Source organism: Mycolicibacterium sp. ND9-15 (assembly GCF_035918395.1).
Lineage (GTDB): Bacteria > Actinomycetota > Actinomycetes > Mycobacteriales > Mycobacteriaceae > Mycobacterium.
Genome location: NZ_CP142362.1, coordinates 4,510,585 through 4,529,466 on the forward strand (window position 1 = coordinate 4,510,585; position 18,882 = coordinate 4,529,466).

Genomic DNA, 18,882 nt, shown 5'->3' on the forward strand with positions numbered 1-18,882 from the left:
CGGGCTCACCCGACGCTCTGACCAGTGGTTTCTTTTCGACGACGGTGTTGTTGACGCTGTTGGTGAGTGCATCGTCATGCCTTTCAGCAGGGGCCGATTGTTACCGGGTTGGAATGGTTTCTCCGGGGTCTCGGGGTGTTTCTGGTGGCGGCCCGCAGCTGGCCGAGCGCTTCGGCGAGCTGACGGCGCAGACCCTCGTTCTCCTCGGCGAGTTTGCGGTTGCGTTCGTGCGCGGCTTCCAGGCGCTTGAGCAGGGAGGCGTCGGAGCTGCGTTGCCGAGCCGGGACCGGTGTCGAAGGCGCGCGGCGGCCGGCGTCGCGGAGGCGTTCGATCTCCGCGCGGACGTCCGGCTGGGCGTAGAGCCAGGACCGCGAGACGTTCGCGGCGGTGGCCACGGACTCGAAGGTGATGGTGGCGCCGTTGTTGTCGAGCGTCTTCAACGCCTGGATCGCTTTGGCCCGGGTAAGTTCACGACGGTTCTTCGCGGCGGCGACGATGTGACGACTGTTGTCAGCTCGCATCGGCAGATTCCTTTGTGCCATCGTCGTTTTCGAGCGAGGTGATGATGGTGTCGAGGTTGTCGAGGACCTGTTGGTTCATCTCGACCAGGCGCTGTTGGCCCCGGGCCTCGGCGGCAGAGATGATCTGCAGTACTTGCTGACGGTGCTGGTGGTGTTGTGGCAGGAACTCCGCGGTCGTGACGAACATCGGGCACGTTAAACACGAATTGGCATGCGGGCAGCTCTTTTGCACCGGCAGTCCGCAGTAGCCGTTGGGTAGGGCCTGGGTGACACGGCCGAGCCGCTGCTTGGCCCAATTCGCTTCGGCCAGTGGACCGTTCGGGTCTATGGTGATGGTCTCGCCCTTGGTGTTGACTTTGCGGGCGTCCTCCCAGTGGCGGCGGACGGTGCGATCGTGCAGCCGAGCGTAGTGAGCGGTCATATCACCGCTGGAGTGGTCGAGCAAGACCCGCACCACTTCCTGCGGGACGTCACGGTTGATGAGCCTGGTCGCGAAAGTGTGACGCCATTGGTGGGGAGTGAGATGCACGGGTCTGCCGTGCTCGTCGCGAACTTCGCAGCGTTCCAACCAGTCTCGCAGTTGCCCGCGGTAGGAGTGCGTGGTCAGTGGTTTGCGCCCGTCGGGGTTCATCCTCGGCGCCGGGAACAGCCACGGGCTGCCCTCGGTCCAGCGTCGCAGGATCCGTTGCTGCTGAACGGCGATGGCCTGTTCGACTTCCTCGTCGATCGGGACCAGGGCTTCGCGTTTCATCTTGCGGTTGGTGTAGTGCAGGTAGGGCGCGCCGTCACCGTCACGGACGACACAGTCGAATCCGATCGCGCAGGCGTCCCCGAGGCGAAGCCCGCAGCGCACGAGAATGAGCGTGAGCAGGCGGCTTTCGGGATGGTTCCAGCGATCGAGGTTGGCCGGCTGTTCGACCTGGGCCATGATGTGCTCGGCCAGCCCGCGGGGTAGCCGCTTGTCGGGCTTGGGAAAGTCGTCGGGGTAGAACACCGCGGCTGTTGGCAGGGCCGGATCCCATTCGTGGCGGCGGATCGCGTCGAGGAACGCGCTGAGTGACCCGATGTCGCGGCTGCGGGAGTGCTGTGCACGGGGATCGGTGGCCAGGTCGGCGAGATAGCGTTCCAGTAGCGGCCGGGTGATGCCGGCCAAGCCTGTGACCTCGGCTGCCGAGGTGGTCAGGAACCCGGCGAGCCGGGTGATGGCCTGGACGTCGATGTAGGTCTGGTTGTGGCTGCGGCCGACGCTGAGCCGCCAGCGGGCGAACCGTTTCGCCAGGAGCCGTAGCCAGGGCTGGCCGATGTCGACGAATCGCAGCCGCTTGTTGCCTTCCATGCCGACGCGCCGCAATTCCCAGACGTCCCTGGGGAACTCGGCCTCCCAGCCGGTGCCGACATGCAGGTCCTCGGCGCAGCGGTGGGCGTAGCGCAGGAACGCCAGCTGCCCGTTCTGACCGTGTTGGGCCTTGTGCCGGGCGTCGAAGAACTCGCTCCACCGTTCGAGCGGCCAGTCCAGCAGCGACACCACATCGCTCGCGGCGACCAGCGCGATCACCGGCCGCGCAACCGCGGACGGGGTCTTGATCTGGCGTTCGTCGTGACGGCATTGCAGCGCATACTGCATCTCCAGCTTGATCTGGCGGCGGTCACCGAAGGCGCGGAAGTCGAAACGGTCGTCACCGTAGGACTCACACAGCACGATGAAATCGGCGAGCGTGGGTCGGCCCACGGCCTCCCAACGTGACCGGTGGTTGACGCAGAACTGCGACCGTCCCTGCGTCCAGAGCGTGCAATACGACAGTGCGCAGACCGGGTGATCAGGATCGTGCTCCGGGGCAGCGGTGGCCAGCCAGGAGTTCTTGTCCGGCTGTCCGGCTCGTTCCCAAATCCCGTGGTGGCGAACGCATAAGCCGCGCCGGGTGCCGCCGAAACGACAGCCGGACACGGCGCAGACCGTCAGTTCCTTGCGGCCGAGCCCGACCGGCGACGCAGTCGCGGCGAAGACCTCGATGTCGGGGCGGCCCTGGTCTTTCCAGGTGTAGTAGTGGCCCTTGCAGAGGCCGCGGGTGCGGGGCTGGCGAACACAGCCGGGCACCCGGCAGCCGGACGCGTCGAACACCAGCGCGCCGCGCACGGGGACAACGATGTCGGCGCGGAACTCCGGCCGCACCACCGCCATCAACTTGCCGAGCAATCCTGGTGCTGCCCCAAAGGTCTCGGTAACCTCGACTGCGGTCACCACCGCACCTCCCGCCCCGTCAGGATGCCGGCCTCCGCCAGCGTTCGGCGTGCGTCCTCGACCGACAGGTGACCGTAAATATCCAGGGTCGTGGCCAGCGAGGAATGCCCTAAAAGGCTGCTCACGACCTCGATTGGGGTCTTGTTTCGCAACAGCCGGGTGGCGTAGGCGTGGCGGCACCAGTGCGGATCGAAATCGAACCCGAGCGTCTTGCGTAACCGCAGCACCAGGTCGTAGACCGCGGCGTAGGTCCACGGATGCCCGAATGCCCCGCCCCAAAGGTTGACGAAGATGTAGTCCGAATCCAGGTCTCCGTATTCGGCATGCAGATAGTCCCCGTAGAGCCGGACCAACTCGGCACTGATAGGGACAGTGCGTTGCTGCGGCGATTTCGCGCGGGCCCGGTTGTCGTTGATCCGGCGGGTGACGGTCAGCTCCCGTTCGGCCACCGCCAGATCCTCGTGCCGCAAGCCGAGGGCTTCACCGATCCGAATGCCGCTGTCCCACAACAGCGCCCACAAGAAGCGATCCCGCAGCCGTGTGCAGGAATCCAGAATGGCCTGCATCTGGGTGGCCGTGATCAAGGTCGGCCGCTTGCGGGCAGCAGCGAGCTTGATCGTGCGCCGCCGCTCGGGCTTGCCGCCGCTGAGGTGGTAGAGGAACGGCTTCCACCCCGACCGGCGCCGCCGGGCCGGCTGCAACTCGGTGACCAGATCTCCCAGATCGACACCGTGACGGGCATGGAAGGTATACAGACCACCGACAGCGGAGAGCTTTCGGTTGACCGTCACCGCCGAGCAATGATGGTCCGCCGACGGCAGCATCGACACCCCGCCCGCGCGGCCGGCGGGCGGCAGCCGCAACCACGAGACGAACTCGCCGAGGTCCTCCAGCCGCACCTCACGCCAGTCCAGGCCGCGGATATCGAGGTAGACGAACCAGTCCTTCAGATCGTGGGCGTAAGCCTTGATCGTGTTCGGGGACCGCTCGATATCGGTCATGTAGGCCAGGTAGCGCTCGATCGGCTCCACCGGCCCGCCGTCGCCGAGGACGGTCCAGGATTCAAGCGACGAGCCGGGCGTCAGCACCCGCTGTACGAGCATCGAACCTCCGAAGAATCTGCGTGATGGACGGCAGAAGATAACCACCTCCACCACACGGATTCACCCCCTTCTTCGATGCGTGGTGCACGTCGCGGACACCCTTCCAGGGGCTGTAGATAGCGGTGACGAACCGCTCCGGATAACCGAACTCGATCAGATGGGTGACATAGGAGTGCCGCAGGCAGTGCAAGGTGAGCTCGGCAGGCAGTCCCGCTTGCACCCGTGCGACGGCGAATCGCCTATCCATGGTCTTGGTCGCCACGCGCCGTCGACGCTCGGTCAGCCAGAGCTCTTGACGGTTCCCGGGGCTGAGGAGTGGGCGGCCGTGGTCGACCCATTGGCGCAGTCCGTCGATCACCCAGTCGAACTCCGGAACGGCGAGCACGGTGCGACGCCTGGGAGAGCTGCCGCGACGTGATTTGGCGTAGCGAACGTGGACGGCGCCGAACGTGCCCCAGGCCGGCATCCGCGAGTTCGGACGCAGGTCGGCGAGATCGAGATAGCACAGCTCGCGGCGGCGTAAACCGAAGGCGTAGGCCGTCTTGATCATCTGTGCGTCGCGCAGCGCCGCGAACGCGCCTTTGTTCCTGGACCGAGCGAGAACATCGACGCGATCATCGAGGAAATCGAACAATGTTTCCAGTTCGTCGTAGGTGAACGGGCGACGCGCGGGCTTGCCCTCGTAGTCGACCAGATGCGCGGCGGTGTTGTAGTCGTGACAGACCTGCGATGGGATCCGTCCGAACCTGTTCTCGCATTGCGCGATCCAACCGTAGCGGCTATCGAGTAGGTAGTCGCAGAACATCCGCAACGACATGTGATAGCCGCGAATGGTCGACGGTGCTTTGCGTTCCGGGCCCGACATCAAAGCGGCCGTGAAGTCTTCGACATCGCCGGCAGTCCAGTCCCACGGAGGCGCCCCGGCGAACTCTGCGAACCGCCGCACCAACGCCAGCCGCGGCTCGATCGTGGCCTCAGCAGCGAGTAGCCGAGACGCCTGTTGACGACCCCACCCAGACAGCATCGCTTCGAAGACTGCGCTGGCCTCGTCCAGGTGAACCACGCCCGAGGCAAGAACCAAGTGCGCCGACCCCGGAACGCTCACAAGAGAACCTCCATCTATCGTCAACTTAGAGTTGTCAATGACAACCGCAAGTTACCACACCTGCGAGCGAAATCCGTCTACCAGGAGGAACACGAAAGTGGTTCAATGAAGCGCATCCGGCGCTGGTCCCATGCGCCAGATATACGCGTCAACTTCAGGTTGATTCGCGACCTTCTTCTCCTGAGTGCAAGAGGTGTGTGGTCTGTCGTTGGGCTACGAAAGGGGGTCGTGGGACAGGTAGCTGGGGAGCTGTGCGCGGTGGTGAGAGGAGTGGGCAGCGGTGGGGTGTGGGCAGAGACGGTGGTGCGGCAGGAGCGGCGGCGAAAAAATTGGTGAACGACGAATGTGGCTGTGGTGGTGGCCGGATCGGCTCGCAGGCCTCTAGGGTCCCGACCATGACAACACCACGGATATCGAAGCTTGAGGCCCGCAAGCGCGCCCATGAAGCGTCTCGCCGGGCCAACGAGGCCCGCGCCGCGAAGGAGAAGGCGAACATCGACGATGCCGCGGAGATTCTCGTCGCTGTCGGCAAGATCGCCGAAATCGAAACCTGGAAGAAGGAGCGCCTGGCCCAGCTGCGCCAGCAGCTCGACGTCGAAGTCGCCAAGAAGGTGGTTGCGCAGCGCGCCAGGGGCGGCGCGGCGGTCGTGCGTATGCAGAGCCGTGGCGAGACGCTGACGACGATCGCCGCGCGCACCGATCTGGGGATCGGAATAGTTCGTACCATGCTGCGGCACGGACCGCGGACTGAAGCCCACGGCCAGTGACGATTCGCATGCACTAGGTGCGGGTGGCGTGGCCGGTGGACCGATGGGAGTTGTTGACCCTTACATCAGTGAGCCGCCGGCCGACGCCGCGTCGGCGTGATGTGCGGCGGGCGTTGAGGCGTGGTCGTCGGCGTGCGGAATCAGTGGCGCCGGGCGGCGTTGGTCGGCGCGTGCGTGCGGTGTCATGCCAGCCCGCCGCTACGCAGGTCGGGGACGTGGGCGCACGAGCCGGTTCAGCATCGTGCGGTGCAAGCGCTCGACCGGCGCGCCCGCAACGCGTCTGGCCAGCTCTACTCAGCGTGCCCGGTGTGGCGGCGGTTGCAGGACCACACAGGACCTTGGGAGTGCGTTCACAACGCCGGTGGGAGCTCGCCGCGCTGAGCGCTCTGAATGTCAGTTCTGACGGCTAGGTTCAACGGCTATGAGAAGCGCGGAGCTGTTGATCGTTGATCGGCGTGCGCACGCTGCGGAAATCGCCCGCTTTCACAGCCACGTCGACTGCGGGCCAACGGCTTCGGACTGCAACATCTGGGCCGGCGCGATCGGCGCCGATGACTACGGCCGTTTCTACCTCACCCGCGAGGAAGCGGGTTTGTCCGTTCGCCCGCACCGCTACGCGTTGGCAATCGTGTCCGGTGTGGTGGCCGCCGGGGTGCTCGGGCTACACGAGTGCCACAACCCGGTGTGCGTCAAGTTCGCGGCGCCGACAGATCCCCACCCGCACGTCGTTTCGGGCTCGCAGGGCGACAACATGGACTGCATGGCGCGGATGCGCCGCGGCGGCGGCCGATACGCGGTGCGACGCTTCGACAGTCGGGGCCTGCGGCGCGAACGGTCGGTCGCGTTGCGCGAAGCGATGCGCCACGGCTGGGACGACGCTGCGGTCCAGGCGGCGCCGCTGGTTAACCAGCCCACCCTGTGGTGAGATCCGCCAGTGCCCGTCAAATTTCCTGAGCATGTGGCCGGATGTGCGAGCTGGGCGGTGTGGGGCACGGTGTCGCAGCGGCGAGCTGGAGGCGCTGAGAAGGCGTGCGGCAGTGGCGGTTGCGCGCGGGCGCTTAGCCACGCCGCAGGAGCACCGCGTCGCGCGACGGAAGCACAGTTCTGGCGTCGAACCACACAGGCACCGCAGACACGCCGGCTGTGCGGGCCCAGCAGATGCGGTGCTGACCGATCGTTTCGCGGTGTCCATGACCGCTGATGTAGACGCGCAGCGGGTCGCTGTAGCTCAGGAGCTTGCAACAGTGTCGCGAAAAACGTGATCGACGATTATCCGGCTGGGATCGGAGGACCAGAAGGACGCGTTTCACGGGCAGTCTTCATGGAAAACGAATGTCATCCATGAAGGTGAGCGAATTACCGTGCGTTTCGCACTGAACTCTATGTACGTACATAAGCAGTAGGGCGAATCGGATCCCGTGCTGCTTTCGGCCGATGCGCTTTGTGTGCGCGCTGTTGGTTGCGGTGTGCAGCGTGGGTCAACGTCGCAGCGGGGTGCGAGTAAGCCCGTTCATGGGGCGTCGAAGGTGTAGAGTGTTTCGCAGGTGGTTCCACTGTCGGTCGAGCGGCGGATGCCCTTCTCGGTCGCAACGAACACCAGGCCTCGCCCCGCTGCCTCCACAGCACGCGGGTGCTCAGCCAGACAGATCGCGCCGCGCTTGCCACGTCGCCCCGAATCTTGGCTGGCCGTCCTCAGAGGTTCGCATTTCCTGCTCGCCACTGTTTCCACGGGATGTTCCAATCGCCGAGACCGTCGGTACCGGACAGTGTTGGACCCACGGTGTTGACGACTTCGACGATGTCGCCGCGCTTGGTGTTCTCGTAGAACCAGACGGCGTTCGCGGGACTGACGTTGAGGCAGCCGTGGCTTACGTTGGCACGCCCCTGACTGTTGACCGACCATGGTGCTGAATGGACATAGATGCCGCTGTAGGACATCTGGGTCGCCCAATCGACGTCGAGCCGGTAACCGTCTGGCGAATTGACCGGCACGCCGTAGGTCGACGAGTCCATGATCAGATTCGGGTACCTGTCGCCGATGATGTAGGCGCCGTTGTCAGTGGGTGCGCTGTCTTTACCCATGGACAGCGGCATGGTCTTGATCAGTTCGCCGTTGCGCCTAACGCTCAATGTCTTGGTGTTGTCGTCGGCGGTGGCGATGACCTGATCACCGATGGTGAACCGGGTGCTGACATCGTCCTGGCCGAACAATCCGTTCCCGAGGTCGACACCATACGTCTTGACCGAAACCTCAACGGTAGTGCCGGGTTTCCAGTATTCGGCCGGGCGCCATCGGACCTCACGGCTGCTGAGCCAGTAGAACGCTCCTTCTACCGGGGGAGTAGTGACGACCGTAATCGCCTTCTGGGCCTCCAGCCGGTTCGGGATGTCCTCATCGAAGCGGACGGCGATGGGTTGACCGACGCCGACGACTTCGCCGTCGTTGGGCATGACGTAAGGCATCGTCAGGTTCTCCGGCGACTGCGTTTGGAATGTCATGCTGTTGCGTGTGATGCCGCCGAGTCCAAGTGCTTCGGCGCGCAACGTGTACTGCTTGTTGTAGCCCAGTGGCTTGGTCGTCGCCCACGTCACTTCATCTGGACTGAGTTGCCCGTCGACTGGAATGCCGTCTTCATTGACCATGGTGACCGGGCCGAGTACGCCGTCACCGGCGGTCACCGTGACAGGAGAGTCCACCGCCACACCGACAGCACCGTCTGCCACTGAGGACTGCAGCGTCGGTACCAGTAATTCGCTATACGGGTCGCCCTTGTCTGCAATCACCTGAGGTGCCGGCGCGGCCGCGTTGCCGCTGCATCCCATGAGCAGCACCGTCAACGCCGCCACCGCCCCGGCGATGGGCCCGAGCCGAGTGTTCGGCCGACCGATCCGTGAAGTTCGCCGCCGCAGCAGCATGGCTACCCCTTCTCTGCCGTCGTCTCAACGCAGGTGCGACGGCTGCAAGCATTGATGTCCGGCGCCGTTGCGCCGCGTTGCACATGTGACCGCCTTCATGGTCGCCGCTCGTTGTTTTGCTTTCCTAGTCCTTCGTTGAAGGCTCGAACGTCGCCATTGACCTACCAACACGAGCGTGCGTGTTACCGAAGCGGCTACTGCATCGGTACGTACATCGTACCTACCCGTCGGCGCAAAGGTGGGGTTGACTGCGCGGCGCGAGCGGGCCGAGGGCACCCGTCACACTTCACATTCGGCGATGGGAGGGTCTGGCGCGTCAGAGACAAATCCTCAGCTGCTACTGGGTACGCGTAGTTGCTACGTATGTATTGAGGTCAGCCGGCGATCGTGGCTTTGCAAACCGCCGGCGCGGCGGCGTGCGGGCACAGACTGACGCTTGCAGAGTTGCTTCGGTACTCGGTTGCGGCGGGCGCAGAGCCCGGTGATCGCGGCCGATTGTCGCGACGCTTGGGCTGTTATGAAGTGGTGGGTGGCTTGAGGTCGTGGCCAGGGGATGCTGGGGTGGTCCCGCTTCCCAACGAGGTCGATGCTGTCTTGTTACTCCTCGTACACGACTTGACGCGCGCCCTACGGCTGTTTGAACATGCCCGAGCCGCTGAAGGTCCAGTCGCTCGGGTGGTGGCCTTCGGCGCTATGCTCGCCACCCACCGGATGGCTATGCCGGTCGACATGATCGTTGAAGCCTTCGTCCGTCGTCATGTGACTACGTTGGAGGGGTTTGAGGCATCCTGGACCCACCTGGCTCGTTTCGTTCCCGATCTGAGGGTTGGCCGAGTGCTGGCCAGGGTGCATATGTTTTCCTCCGGATACATGGCGGGCCATCGCGACTAGGGGATGGGCGACTGAAACACTAGGTCCGGCGGTCGGGGTCTTTACCGATTCTTCATCGAATATGGAACCGACCCTTTAGGTTCTGCCTGCAGGCTGACTAGCTGCGCAATGAAAGGAATTCGCGTGCAAATGAACCGGTTAATTGGCATCGCCGCCGCTGCAGTGGCCGCAGCGCTCGCATTGAGCGCCTGCAGTAACAGCTCACAAAGCGAACAAGACATGTCGTCGGTGACTACCTCGGCGGTGGCCACCCCGTCGTCATCCGCTTCTGCAAGCGAGGGCGCCCAAGCGCAAGCGCACAACGACGCCGATGTGACCTTCGCCCGAGGGATGATCCCGCACCATCAGCAGGCGATTGAGATGAGCGACATGCTGTTGGCAAAGCAGGGCATCGATGGGCGGGTGGTGTCGTTGGCCAATGAGATCAAGGCGGCTCAGGGCCCGGAAATTCAGCAATTGCAAGGCTGGCTATCAGAATGGGGCGTGTCTTCCACGATGTCTCCGGGTGCTGGTATGCCGGGCATGCCCGGCCATGACATGGGCAATATGGGCGGCGGCGGCATGATGACCGAGGAAGACATGGCCGCGCTTCGTAACGCGCAGGGTGTCGAGGCGAGCAGGCTGTTTTTGACGCAGATGATCGAGCATCACCGGGGTGCGGTCGCGATGGCGCAGACTGAGGTCGACAACGGCCAGTTCACTCCGGCGATCGAGATGGCACGTTCGATCATCGCCTCGCAACAAAAAGAGATCGAGACCATGGAGAAGATCCTCGGCTCGCTGTAGGGGTGCCAGAAATCTAGGAGCGTCGAGCTCTCCTCGATGTCCCCGTGCCGGTGATTTCTGCCGGCGCGGGGAACCTTGCAGCGATCCGCAGATGAAAGACCTTGGTGGACTTCAACCTCTGTCGCCCGTCTTCGCTGCGGCGGGATGTGTTGGCCCACTTGGGTCACCGGAAATTTTCGTGCCGAAAGCCGAAAACGTGATCCTGTTCGGACGACCCGGGCATCGTGCTAGACACTGGGCGATCGGGCTCAGGCGTGAAAGCTGCCCACGCTGGGTACTCGGTACTCTTCGACACCGCCAGCAACTGGTTTGCGCGGCTGTCGACGCGCATCACGTGATCTGCTGGAGGCCGAGCTGAGAAGATCCGCCGCTAGGAGCTGGGCTCGGTCATGGTGACCTCAAGTCTGCGTTCGGCGCTGGGGAAAAGGTTGTCCGACGCTGTGGTAGCCGCGGTCATGATCGATCGCCTCGTGCATGACGCCGATGTGCTCACCCTTACCGGCGAGTCGTACCGCTCCGTCAACACCGCCGATTCCTCGCCAAAGAGAACCGCGCCGCCGACGATCAACGCTGATGCCGCACAAAATGACTGCTGCCCGTTCAGTACGTTCGATCGCGAAAGTTCATGTCATGCTTAGGCATTGACGTGAATGACCTAGCGTCGCGATGACGGGCGGCGTCGGCTAACCGGTTTTGTGGTGGCGGGGTCGGCGGTGATGGTGTCGGCGCCGAAGAGAGCTTGGCTGAGCACCCGTAGCACGTCGGTGTCAGCGGGCGAGTAGTAGACGAACGTTCCCTCGCGGCGACTTTTGACCAGGCCAGCCAGGCGCAGCTTGGCCAGGTGCTGACTGACTACTGTGGGCGCGGCGTCGGCGAGTTCGGCCAGGCACGCCACCGACGTTTCGCCTTGCAGCAGTGCCCACAACACCTTGATTCGGGTCGGGTCGCTGAGCATGCGGAATGTCTCCGCGGCCCGGGTGACCTGCTCCTGGGTGGGCATTGAGAAGTCCGCAATGGACGAGTGCACGGCGGAAGTATAGCGCTGGCCTGTGTGAGCGTGCATTCTTCTGTGCTTGCGGTTGCGTATGTGCACGAATGCGCAGCTATGATCTACCCGGTGACCACTGAGGTGCAGGACACCGCCGCCGCGCTGCAGCGCTGCCCGATTGATTCCTGGCGTCCGCGCCGATCCATCGCCTGGTCGTTACCGGAGGTGCGGTGGGCGGTGGCGGCGACCGCACTGTTCGGGATGGGGTCGCTGGCGCAGCTGGCCGGCGGGCCGGTCTGGCTGTACTGGGCGCTCTATCTAGCCTGTTATGCCGCCGGCGGCTGGAAACCTGGGCTGGCAGGGCTGAAAGCCCTGTTGGACAAGACACTTGACGTCGATTTGCTGATGGTGGTCGCGGCCGTCGGTGCGGCCGCCATCGGCCAAGTCTTCGACGGCGCCCTGCTGATCGTTATCTTCGCCACCTCCGGGGCGCTGGAGGCGGTGGCGACCAAACGTACCGAAGATTCCGTGCGCGGACTGCTCGATCTGGCGCCCGAAACCGCCACCCGTATCACCGATTCGGGTGAGGAGATAGTTGATACCGCGATCCTTGATATCGGCGACGTGCTGTTGATCCGTCCCGGTGAACGCGTTGGCGGCGACGGCGTGGTCCTCGAGGGTGCCAGCGAGGTCGACCAGGCCACCGTCACCGGTGAAGCCCTGCCCGTCGACAAGAACGTCGGTGACGAGGTGTTCGCCGGCACCGTCAACGGCACCGGCAGCCTGCGGGTGCGAGTTTGGCGCCCGGCCGCCGACACCGTCATCGCCCGCATCGTCGCCATGGTCGACCAGGCCAGCGCCAGAAAGGCCCGCACCCAGCTGCTCATCGAAAAGGTCGAACAGCGCTACTCGGTGGCCATGGTGGCCGCCACGATCGCGTTGTTCGTCATCCCCATGCTGGCGGGCGCCGACCTGCAATCAGCGCTGCTGCGGGCCATGACATTCATGATCGTGGCGTCACCGTGCGCCCTGGTGCTGTCCACCATGCCGCCGCTGCTAGCCGCGATCGCCAACGCCGGCCGCCACGGCGTGCTGGTCAAATCCGCGGTCGTACTGGAAAAACTTGCCGGCATCACCCACGTGGCTTTCGATAAGACCGGCACCCTCACGGAGGGAACGCCGCGGCTCACCCACATCCGCCCCCTGCCCGCCAGTCACCTCGACGACACCGCGCTGTTAAGGTTGGCGGCCTCCGCCGAACATCCCTCCGAGCATCCGCTGGCACGGGCCATCGTGGCCGCCGCCCACCACCCAGAGCTCGCCATGGTCGCGGCCAGCGACTTCACATCGAACCCCGGGCGCGGAGTGCGTGCCCGCATCGCTGAGAACATCGTTGAAGTCGGCCGCCCCGCTCTACTGCAAGATCACGACACCGCCGCCCACGCAACCGTCCGCGAATTGGAAGCCACCGGCCATACCGCCGTGGTCGTGCGCGTCAACGAGACGCCCGCCGGGGTTCTCGGATTATCCGATCGTCCTCGCGAGCAGGCGGCCGACGCCGTTGCTCACCTCGCCACGCTCACCGGCGCCCAGCCGACCCTGCTTACCGGCGATAACCCGCGGGCAGCGGCCCGCCTGGCCGCCGATCTGGGCGTCACCGATGTCCGGGCCGGGCTGCTGCCCGCGGACAAAGTCAGCGCCGTCCGCGAGCTGGAAGCCAGCGGCGCCAACGTCATGCTGGTCGGTGACGGGGTCAATGACGCCCCGGCCATGGCCGCCGCCCAGGTTGCTGTCGCGATGGGCCGCAGCGGCTCTGACCTCGCGCTGGAAACCTCCGACGTCGTCATCACCCGAGAGGACCTGGCCAGCTTGCCCGCTGTTGTCGAGCTCGCGCGCCGTGCTCGCCGTGTCGTGGTCGCCAACCTGCTCATTGCTGCCACGTTCATCGTGGTCCTGGTCACCTGGGATCTCGTCGGGCATCTCCCGCTGCCGCTGGGTGTGGCAGGCCATGAAGGCTCCACTATCCTCGTCGGCCTCAACGGGTTACGACTTCTGCGCGCCAACGCCTGGCCCACCGTTGCCAAACGCCGCGGGAAACCCAGACAGGCGGACCGATCTGACACGACACGCCGCTAACTACATAGCCCGGCCGCGGACGTGGATCGATTGTCCAACTACGGTCGGACGTGCAGGTCTTGAGACGCTGGCTTCGGCAAGTCTGGTCGGCGGCGCTCGGAGGTGGCGACCGGAAGTGTGATGATGAACGTGGCCCCGGTGCCCGGGCCTTGGCTGCGTGCTGTGATGGAGCCGCCGTGTGCCTCGACGAGTGCTTTTGCGATTGCTAATCCGATGCCGGCCCCGCTCTTGTCGTGGGTGCGTTCTGCTTCCACGCGGTAGAACCGCTCGAATACGTGCGGGAGGTGTTGGGCGGGAATGCCTTCGCCGGTGTCGGAGATGCTGACTTCGAGCTGGTGACGGTCTATGTGGACGCGGACGTCGACGTGGCCGTGCGGGGGTGTGTGCCGCAATGCGTTGTCAAGCAGGTTGGCCAGTACCTGAGCGAGTCGCTGCGGGTCGCCTGAAACTGCAGGAACGCGGGGTGGCAGGTGTGTGGCCAGGGTTACCTGTTTGGCTCGGTAGCGTTTGGCTGCGGCGCTGACCGCGGTCGTGACCAGCTCGCCGATGTCGGTGTCAGTCGTGGTCATTGATGCGGAGCTTTCTTCAGCTTGTGCAAGAGCGGCGGCATCTTGGGCGAAACGCACCAGTCGGCGCGTCTGGTCCCGCAGCATGGCAGTGGTGGTCGGAGTCAGTGACTCGACACCGTCTTCGACCGCTTCCATGTAGGCTTCCAGCACCGCGACCGGGGTGCGGATTTCGTGGGCCAGGTCAGCGAAGAGGTGGCGGCGGGTGGCGTCCACGGCCTGCAGGCGCCCAGCCATTTGGTTGAACGCAGTCGCCAGCGCGTCGAAGTCCTGCCCGAGGTGCGGTGGAGCTACCCGCACGGTGTAGCGGCCGTCGGCGACCGCGGTCGCCGCTGAGGCTACTTCTGTGACGGAGCGCTGCAGGCGCCGGCTGATGTACCAGCTGACCGCGAAGGCCGCCAGTGCCGAGACCGCCAATGCGCCGCCCACCGCGGCGACCATGGCGTACTGGTAGGCCTCCTCGGCATGATGCTGCTCGGCCGAATGAGCCGCGACGCCGGCCTGGCGTAGGTGGTCACGAAACAATGGTGGCCCTACGATGGCGGCGACCATCCAGGTGGTCACCGCACCGGCCAGTAACACCATGGTTTGGGCTACCAGTAGTCGCATGCCGATCCCCGGGCGCCTCCAGGCGCGCGCCGGCGCTCGTTGGGCGTTCACGGGCGTGCTCACTGTCCGCCTCCCATCCTGTATCCCACGCCGCGCACGGTCAGCACGTAGCGTGGGGTGCTCGCGTTGTCGCCCAGCTTGCGTCTTAAATGGCCGATGTGGACGTCTACGACGTGCTCGTCACCGACCCACGGTCCCTCCCGCACCGTTTCGAGTAGCTGGCGGCGGGTCAAGACCACGCCTGGTCGCGCAGACAACGCGCTCAGCAAGTCGAACTCGGTGCGAGTCAACCGGATCGGCTCACCATCGAGGTGTACCTCTCGGGCGGCGATGTCGACTTGCAGCTTCCCGAAGCGCCGCGGCGGCGCAGCCTGGTCGCCGCCGGTCACCGGGCGCGGCCGGCGCAGCAGAGCGCGGATACGGGCCACCAACTCGCGTGGACTGAACGGCTTGGTGATGTAGTCGTCGGCGCCGACGGTCAGCCCTACGATGGTGTCCATTTCCGTGTCGCGGGCGGTGAGCATCACCACGTAGGCATCGGAGAAGGTGCGCAGCTGCCGGCACACCTCCAACCCGTCGGCACCGGGCAACCCCAAGTCGAGCACCACCACGTCGGGATCAAACTCGCGCGCCAAAGCCACCGCTTCCGAGCCGTCAACGGCGGTGCGGGTTTCAAACTGGTCACGCTGAAGATAGCTGGCCACCACATCGGCGATCGCCGCCTCGTCGTCGACGATCAATGCGCGGTAGCCCGGCGCGCCTAGACCTCCCTGAGCTGACGTGGCATCCATAGCGTCCATAGTGCCCCGTGAAAACGCACCAACTACACCGACACTGCGCTTGCAGCGGAACCCTGGCGCCAGCCGATTCAGGTCTTGAGTAAATCTTCACAAAACCTCCACTGAATCCGCGGACATGGGCGGGCACCTTGGAGATCGAAAGGAGGCCGGGTCGATACATGGTGCCGTACTGGGGTTGGGAGAATTGGCTGGTGGTTACGGGCACGCTGGCCGCATCCTGGACCGCTGTCGTCGCCATGGCGGTCGCGTGGTTTGGTGCTTTTTCCAGCGACCGGAATACCCGCAGCATGGGTGTGGCGACGCGCGACATGTCGATTGACTCGGCCGATAAGACCCGAGCCGACGGGCCCCGAGGCTCGTCACCGATCGATGGAGAAGCGACGATCACATGAGTCATGCCTTGTCTATCCATGCGCCCGAACTGCATTCGGCGCGGTACCGCGGGTTGGGCCGCTACGAGCGACCGGACAACCTCGTGGGTCGCACGCCGGTGCTGCGGGTTTCTTCGCCGTTCAGCAGCGCGGACCGCGGATTTTGGGCCAAGCTCGAAGGCGTCAATCCGGGTGGTTTGAAAGACCGCCCCGCAACGCACATGGTGGAGTGCGCCCGAGCGCGCGGCGACCTGCGCCCGGGTGCGCGCATCGTCGAATCCACAAGTGGCACACTGGGCTTAGGGTTGGCGTTGGCCGGCATCGTGTACCACCATCCGGTGACGTTGGTCACCGATCCGGGTATGGAGCCCATCATCGTGTCGATGTTGCGGGCCTATGGCGCCGACGTCGAAATGGTCACCGAGGCGCACCCGACGGGCGGATGGCAGCAGGCGCGCAAAGACCGCGTCGCTGAACTGCTGGCCGAAGACCTCGAGGCGTGGTGTCCCGACCAGTACAACAACCCCGACAACGTCGACGCATACCGGCCGCTGGCCCTGGAGCTCCAAGCTCAGCTGGGCACGGTCGACGTGCTGGTGTGCTCGGTCGGAACCGGAGGCCATTCCGCTGGCATCGCGCGGGTACTGCGTCAGTTCAATCCGCACTTACACCTGATCGGCGTGGACACCATCGGCTCAACGATTTTCGGTCAACCCGCCGCGAACCGGCTGATGCGAGGGCTGGGCTCGAGTATCTATCCACGCAACGTGGACTACGCCGCATTCGACGAGGTGCACTGGGTGGCGCCGGCGGAGGCGGTGTGGGCCTGCCGTACCTTGGCGGGCACCCATTACGCAACGGGCGGTTGGAGTGTCGGCGCGGTCGCGCTGGTCGCGGGTTGGGCGGCACGCACCTTCTCAAGTGACACGACGATCGCCGCGGTTTTCCCCGATGGGCCACAACGCTATTTCGACACTGTCTACAACGACGACTACTGCCGTCGCCATGACTTGTTGCTAGCACAGCCGCCCGAGCAGCCGAACGTGATCGACGATCCCACCCACGAGGTCGTCACATCATGGACCCGCTGCGCTACGGTGATCGATCCCATGCAAACAGTGGGCTAATGACACTGCGCGGCCTGGTCGTTGTGCGTCACGCCGGCGGATACCGGTTCAAAGTCCCGGAACGGGTGCTGCGCCAATTCTCCGACCATTGCCGGAGGGAAGGCTATTCGGACGGGCCGATCACCAAAGAAGCGGTCGACGGGGTTCCTCTACGACCGTCACCTGCGGCCGAGCACCCTGCGGCGCAACGAGTTGGTCCTGCGCCAACTGGCCGCTCATGCCCAAGCCGCCGGCTGGCAGGCCTGCATGCCGGCCGCGGCAACCCTGGTCCGTGCCCGTCATCAGGTGCCCTAAGTGTTCACCGACGACGAGGTGCGCCGATCGTTCGCTGTAATCGATTCCCAGCCGATGTCCTCATATTCGAACAAGGCGATGGTCGACCCGGTGTTGTTTCGGGTGCTGTATGGCGCCGGGCTGCGCATCTCCGAGGCGCTGAACCTGACCGTCTCGGACGTGGACACGCAGTCCGGGACGCTGAAGATCCGGGACTCGAAAACGGTGCGGTCAGGACCATCCCGATCACCCGCCGGCTGGCCGCGACTGTGGGTTCCTACATCGGGGCCGCGCACCCGGTGCCCGAACCCGACGCTCACATCTTCTACAGCAGGGCGCCGGGCAGCCCGATCAACCAGGCGAGCGTCTACGTCCGGTTCCGCAGCTATTTGGCCGACGCCGAAATCCCGCATTTCACCGGCGGCCCGCATCGGCACTCGCTGCGTCACGGATTCCCCGTCGCCAACCTGCGGCGCTGGGCCGAAGCCGGCACCGATGTGGCCGCGATGTTGCCCTACCTGGCCTGCTACCTGGGCCACGCCGACCTGCGCGGCACCCAGTACTACCTGCGGCTGACCGCCGATGCCTATCCCGAGGTGATAGCCCATCAAATCCGGTTCGGCTACGTCATCCCCGCACCGGCCGAGGACCAGTCATGACACCGCAGCAGCGGCCGGCGCCGCCCCCGGACCTGGCCGGGCGCCAGCTCGCGAAATTCTTCACCGATCACCTGGCGGTGGAACGCGCGGCCTCGCCGAGAACCATCGCCTCCTACCGGGGCGCGATCAAACTCCTGCTGATCTGGTTCAAAACCGCAGAGCGCATACCTCCAGAGAAACTGCGCCTCGCCGACATCGACCGGCCCCACATCCTGCGGTTCCTAGACTGGCTGGAAACCGAGCGCAACTGCTCGGCAGCCACCCGCAACCAGCGCCTGGCGGTGATCAAGTCGTTTTGCCGCTACACCGCCGTCGAGCAGCCCGACCGGCTCGACCAAATCACCCAGATCCTGGCGATCCGGCGGAAGAAGACCCCCGCCCCGGATGCGGGACACCTGACCGGCGACGAGATCAAGGTACTGCTCGCCCAGCCCGGCACCGCCAGTACACGCGCCATCCGCGACACCGTGCTGCTCGCCCTGGCCTACGACACCGCCGCCCGCGCACAAGAAGTCTGCGACCTCAACGTTGCCGACATCCGCCCCGCCAACCCGGTCACCGTGACGATCCACGGGAAGGATTCCACGATCCGATACGTGCCCCTGATGGGCCCGACCGCCGGGCTCATCGCCGACTACCTCGAGCACCGCAAACCGCACCCCGGGCTCGGCGCCGACACCGACCCGCTATTCCACGGGCCCAACCACTCCAGACTGACCAGATCCGGCATCGCCAAGATCCTCGCCCGCCACGTGCGAGCCGTCCGGGCCGACGACCCCGGCTGGGCGCCCGGACTGTCGGTCACGCCCCACACCCTGCGGCGCAGCCGGGCGATGCACCTGATCCAGGCCGGCGTCAACCTGAACTACATTCGCGACCTGCTCGGCCACGCCGACGTGTCCACTACCGAGATCTACGCCCGCGCCGACGCCGAGACCAAATGCAAGGCGATCGAGAACGCCTAGCCACTGACCCCGGACGTGCTGCCGGACTGGACCTCGGATGCGGCGTTGATCGGCTGGTTC

The 18,882-nt window shown here is 65.1% G+C and carries 17 protein-coding genes and 1 pseudogene; 8 read left to right on the top strand and 10 right to left on the bottom strand.

Annotation, left to right across the window (positions count from 1 at the left end):
• Positions 1-83: 83 nt before the first annotated feature.
• From QGN32_RS21335 to QGN32_RS21350, 4 genes are read right to left on the bottom strand one after another with little or no spacing between them, the layout of a single operon-like run.
• Entirely contained in the window at positions 84-521 is a 438-nt protein-coding gene (locus tag QGN32_RS21335; RefSeq protein WP_326546212.1) for a DUF6262 family protein, read from the bottom strand.
• Positions 511-2,760 carry a tyrosine-type recombinase/integrase gene (locus QGN32_RS21340; RefSeq protein ID WP_326546213.1) on the bottom strand — a complete coding sequence of 750 codons (2,250 nt, stop codon included), beginning with the start codon at positions 2,758-2,760 and terminating at the stop codon, positions 511-513. The genes QGN32_RS21335 and QGN32_RS21340 overlap by 11 nt, the downstream gene beginning before the upstream one ends.
• Entirely contained in the window at positions 2,757-3,863 is a 1,107-nt protein-coding gene (locus tag QGN32_RS21345) for a tyrosine-type recombinase/integrase (protein ID WP_326546214.1), read from the bottom strand. The genes QGN32_RS21340 and QGN32_RS21345 overlap by 4 nt, the downstream gene beginning before the upstream one ends.
• A complete protein-coding gene (locus QGN32_RS21350) occupies positions 3,823-4,968 on the bottom strand; it encodes a tyrosine-type recombinase/integrase (protein WP_326546215.1) in 1,146 nt (381 codons plus the stop codon). Before QGN32_RS21350 ends, QGN32_RS21345 begins: the two co-directional genes overlap by 41 nt.
• 395 nt (positions 4,969-5,363) lie before the next feature.
• Here QGN32_RS21350 and QGN32_RS21355 point away from each other — a divergent pair, with 395 nt between their 5' ends.
• A complete protein-coding gene (locus tag QGN32_RS21355) occupies positions 5,364-5,735 on the top strand; it encodes a hypothetical protein (RefSeq protein WP_326546216.1) in 372 nt (123 codons plus the stop codon).
• Between the two features lie 60 nt (positions 5,736-5,795).
• On the opposite strand, the gene QGN32_RS21360 is transcribed toward QGN32_RS21355, so the two are convergent.
• Positions 5,796-5,921: a hypothetical protein gene (locus tag QGN32_RS21360; protein WP_263987531.1), complete on the bottom strand. Its 126-nt coding sequence runs from the start codon at positions 5,919-5,921 to the stop codon at positions 5,796-5,798.
• A 235-nt stretch (positions 5,922-6,156) separates the two neighbouring features.
• Between QGN32_RS21360 and QGN32_RS21365 the strand changes: the two genes are divergently transcribed.
• On the top strand, positions 6,157-6,660 hold the full coding sequence (locus tag QGN32_RS21365; RefSeq protein WP_326546217.1) for a hypothetical protein: 504 nt from the start codon (positions 6,157-6,159) through the stop codon (positions 6,658-6,660).
• Positions 6,661-7,427: 767 nt separating this feature from the next.
• On the opposite strand, the gene QGN32_RS21370 is transcribed toward QGN32_RS21365, so the two are convergent.
• Positions 7,428-8,645 (bottom strand): L,D-transpeptidase, encoded by a 1,218-nt coding sequence (locus tag QGN32_RS21370; protein ID WP_442791858.1) that lies wholly within the window; start codon positions 8,643-8,645, stop codon positions 7,428-7,430.
• 633 nt (positions 8,646-9,278) lie between these two features.
• Positions 9,279-9,410: a hypothetical protein gene (locus QGN32_RS21375; RefSeq protein ID WP_326546219.1), complete on the bottom strand. Its 132-nt coding sequence runs from the start codon at positions 9,408-9,410 to the stop codon at positions 9,279-9,281.
• Positions 9,411-9,671: 261 nt separating this feature from the next.
• Here QGN32_RS21375 and QGN32_RS21380 point away from each other — a divergent pair, with 261 nt between their 5' ends.
• Complete coding sequence (locus QGN32_RS21380; RefSeq protein ID WP_326549194.1) at positions 9,672-10,328, top strand: DUF305 domain-containing protein; 657 nt, start codon at positions 9,672-9,674, stop codon at positions 10,326-10,328.
• A gap of 389 nt (positions 10,329-10,717) precedes the next feature.
• Positions 10,718-10,966 (top strand): ATP-binding protein, encoded by a 249-nt coding sequence (locus tag QGN32_RS21385; protein WP_326546220.1) that lies wholly within the window; start codon positions 10,718-10,720, stop codon positions 10,964-10,966.
• A gap of 17 nt (positions 10,967-10,983) precedes the next feature.
• Here QGN32_RS21385 and QGN32_RS21390 read toward each other — a convergent pair whose 3' ends face one another.
• On the bottom strand, positions 10,984-11,355 hold the full coding sequence (locus QGN32_RS21390; protein ID WP_064415696.1) for an ArsR/SmtB family transcription factor: 372 nt from the start codon (positions 11,353-11,355) through the stop codon (positions 10,984-10,986).
• Between the two features lie 102 nt (positions 11,356-11,457).
• Between QGN32_RS21390 and QGN32_RS21395 the strand changes: the two genes are divergently transcribed.
• Complete coding sequence (locus QGN32_RS21395) at positions 11,458-13,452, top strand: heavy metal translocating P-type ATPase (protein ID WP_442791859.1); 1,995 nt, start codon at positions 11,458-11,460, stop codon at positions 13,450-13,452.
• A 38-nt stretch (positions 13,453-13,490) separates the two neighbouring features.
• Here the strand turns inward: QGN32_RS21395 and QGN32_RS21400 are convergent, their stop codons facing one another.
• Both QGN32_RS21400 and QGN32_RS21405 read right to left on the bottom strand, forming a co-directional pair.
• Positions 13,491-14,627 (bottom strand): sensor histidine kinase, encoded by a 1,137-nt coding sequence (locus QGN32_RS21400; protein WP_326549195.1) that lies wholly within the window; start codon positions 14,625-14,627, stop codon positions 13,491-13,493.
• Between the two features lie 59 nt (positions 14,628-14,686).
• Complete coding sequence (locus tag QGN32_RS21405; RefSeq protein ID WP_326546222.1) at positions 14,687-15,427, bottom strand: response regulator transcription factor; 741 nt, start codon at positions 15,425-15,427, stop codon at positions 14,687-14,689.
• A 388-nt stretch (positions 15,428-15,815) separates the two neighbouring features.
• Here QGN32_RS21405 and QGN32_RS21410 point away from each other — a divergent pair, with 388 nt between their 5' ends.
• From QGN32_RS21410 to QGN32_RS21420, 3 genes and pseudogenes are all read left to right on the top strand, one after another.
• The gene (locus QGN32_RS21410) at positions 15,816-16,925 is read left to right on the top strand and encodes a PLP-dependent cysteine synthase family protein (protein WP_326546223.1); all 1,110 of its coding nucleotides are present in this window, start codon (positions 15,816-15,818) and stop codon (positions 16,923-16,925) included.
• Between the two features lie 348 nt (positions 16,926-17,273).
• Positions 17,274-17,857 (top strand): annotated as a pseudogene (locus tag QGN32_RS21415) (tyrosine-type recombinase/integrase).
• Positions 17,854-18,822: a tyrosine-type recombinase/integrase gene (locus tag QGN32_RS21420; RefSeq protein WP_326546224.1), complete on the top strand. Its 969-nt coding sequence runs from the start codon at positions 17,854-17,856 to the stop codon at positions 18,820-18,822. The pseudogene QGN32_RS21415 and the gene QGN32_RS21420 overlap by 4 nt, the downstream one beginning before the upstream one ends.
• Positions 18,823-18,882 lie beyond the last annotated feature (60 nt).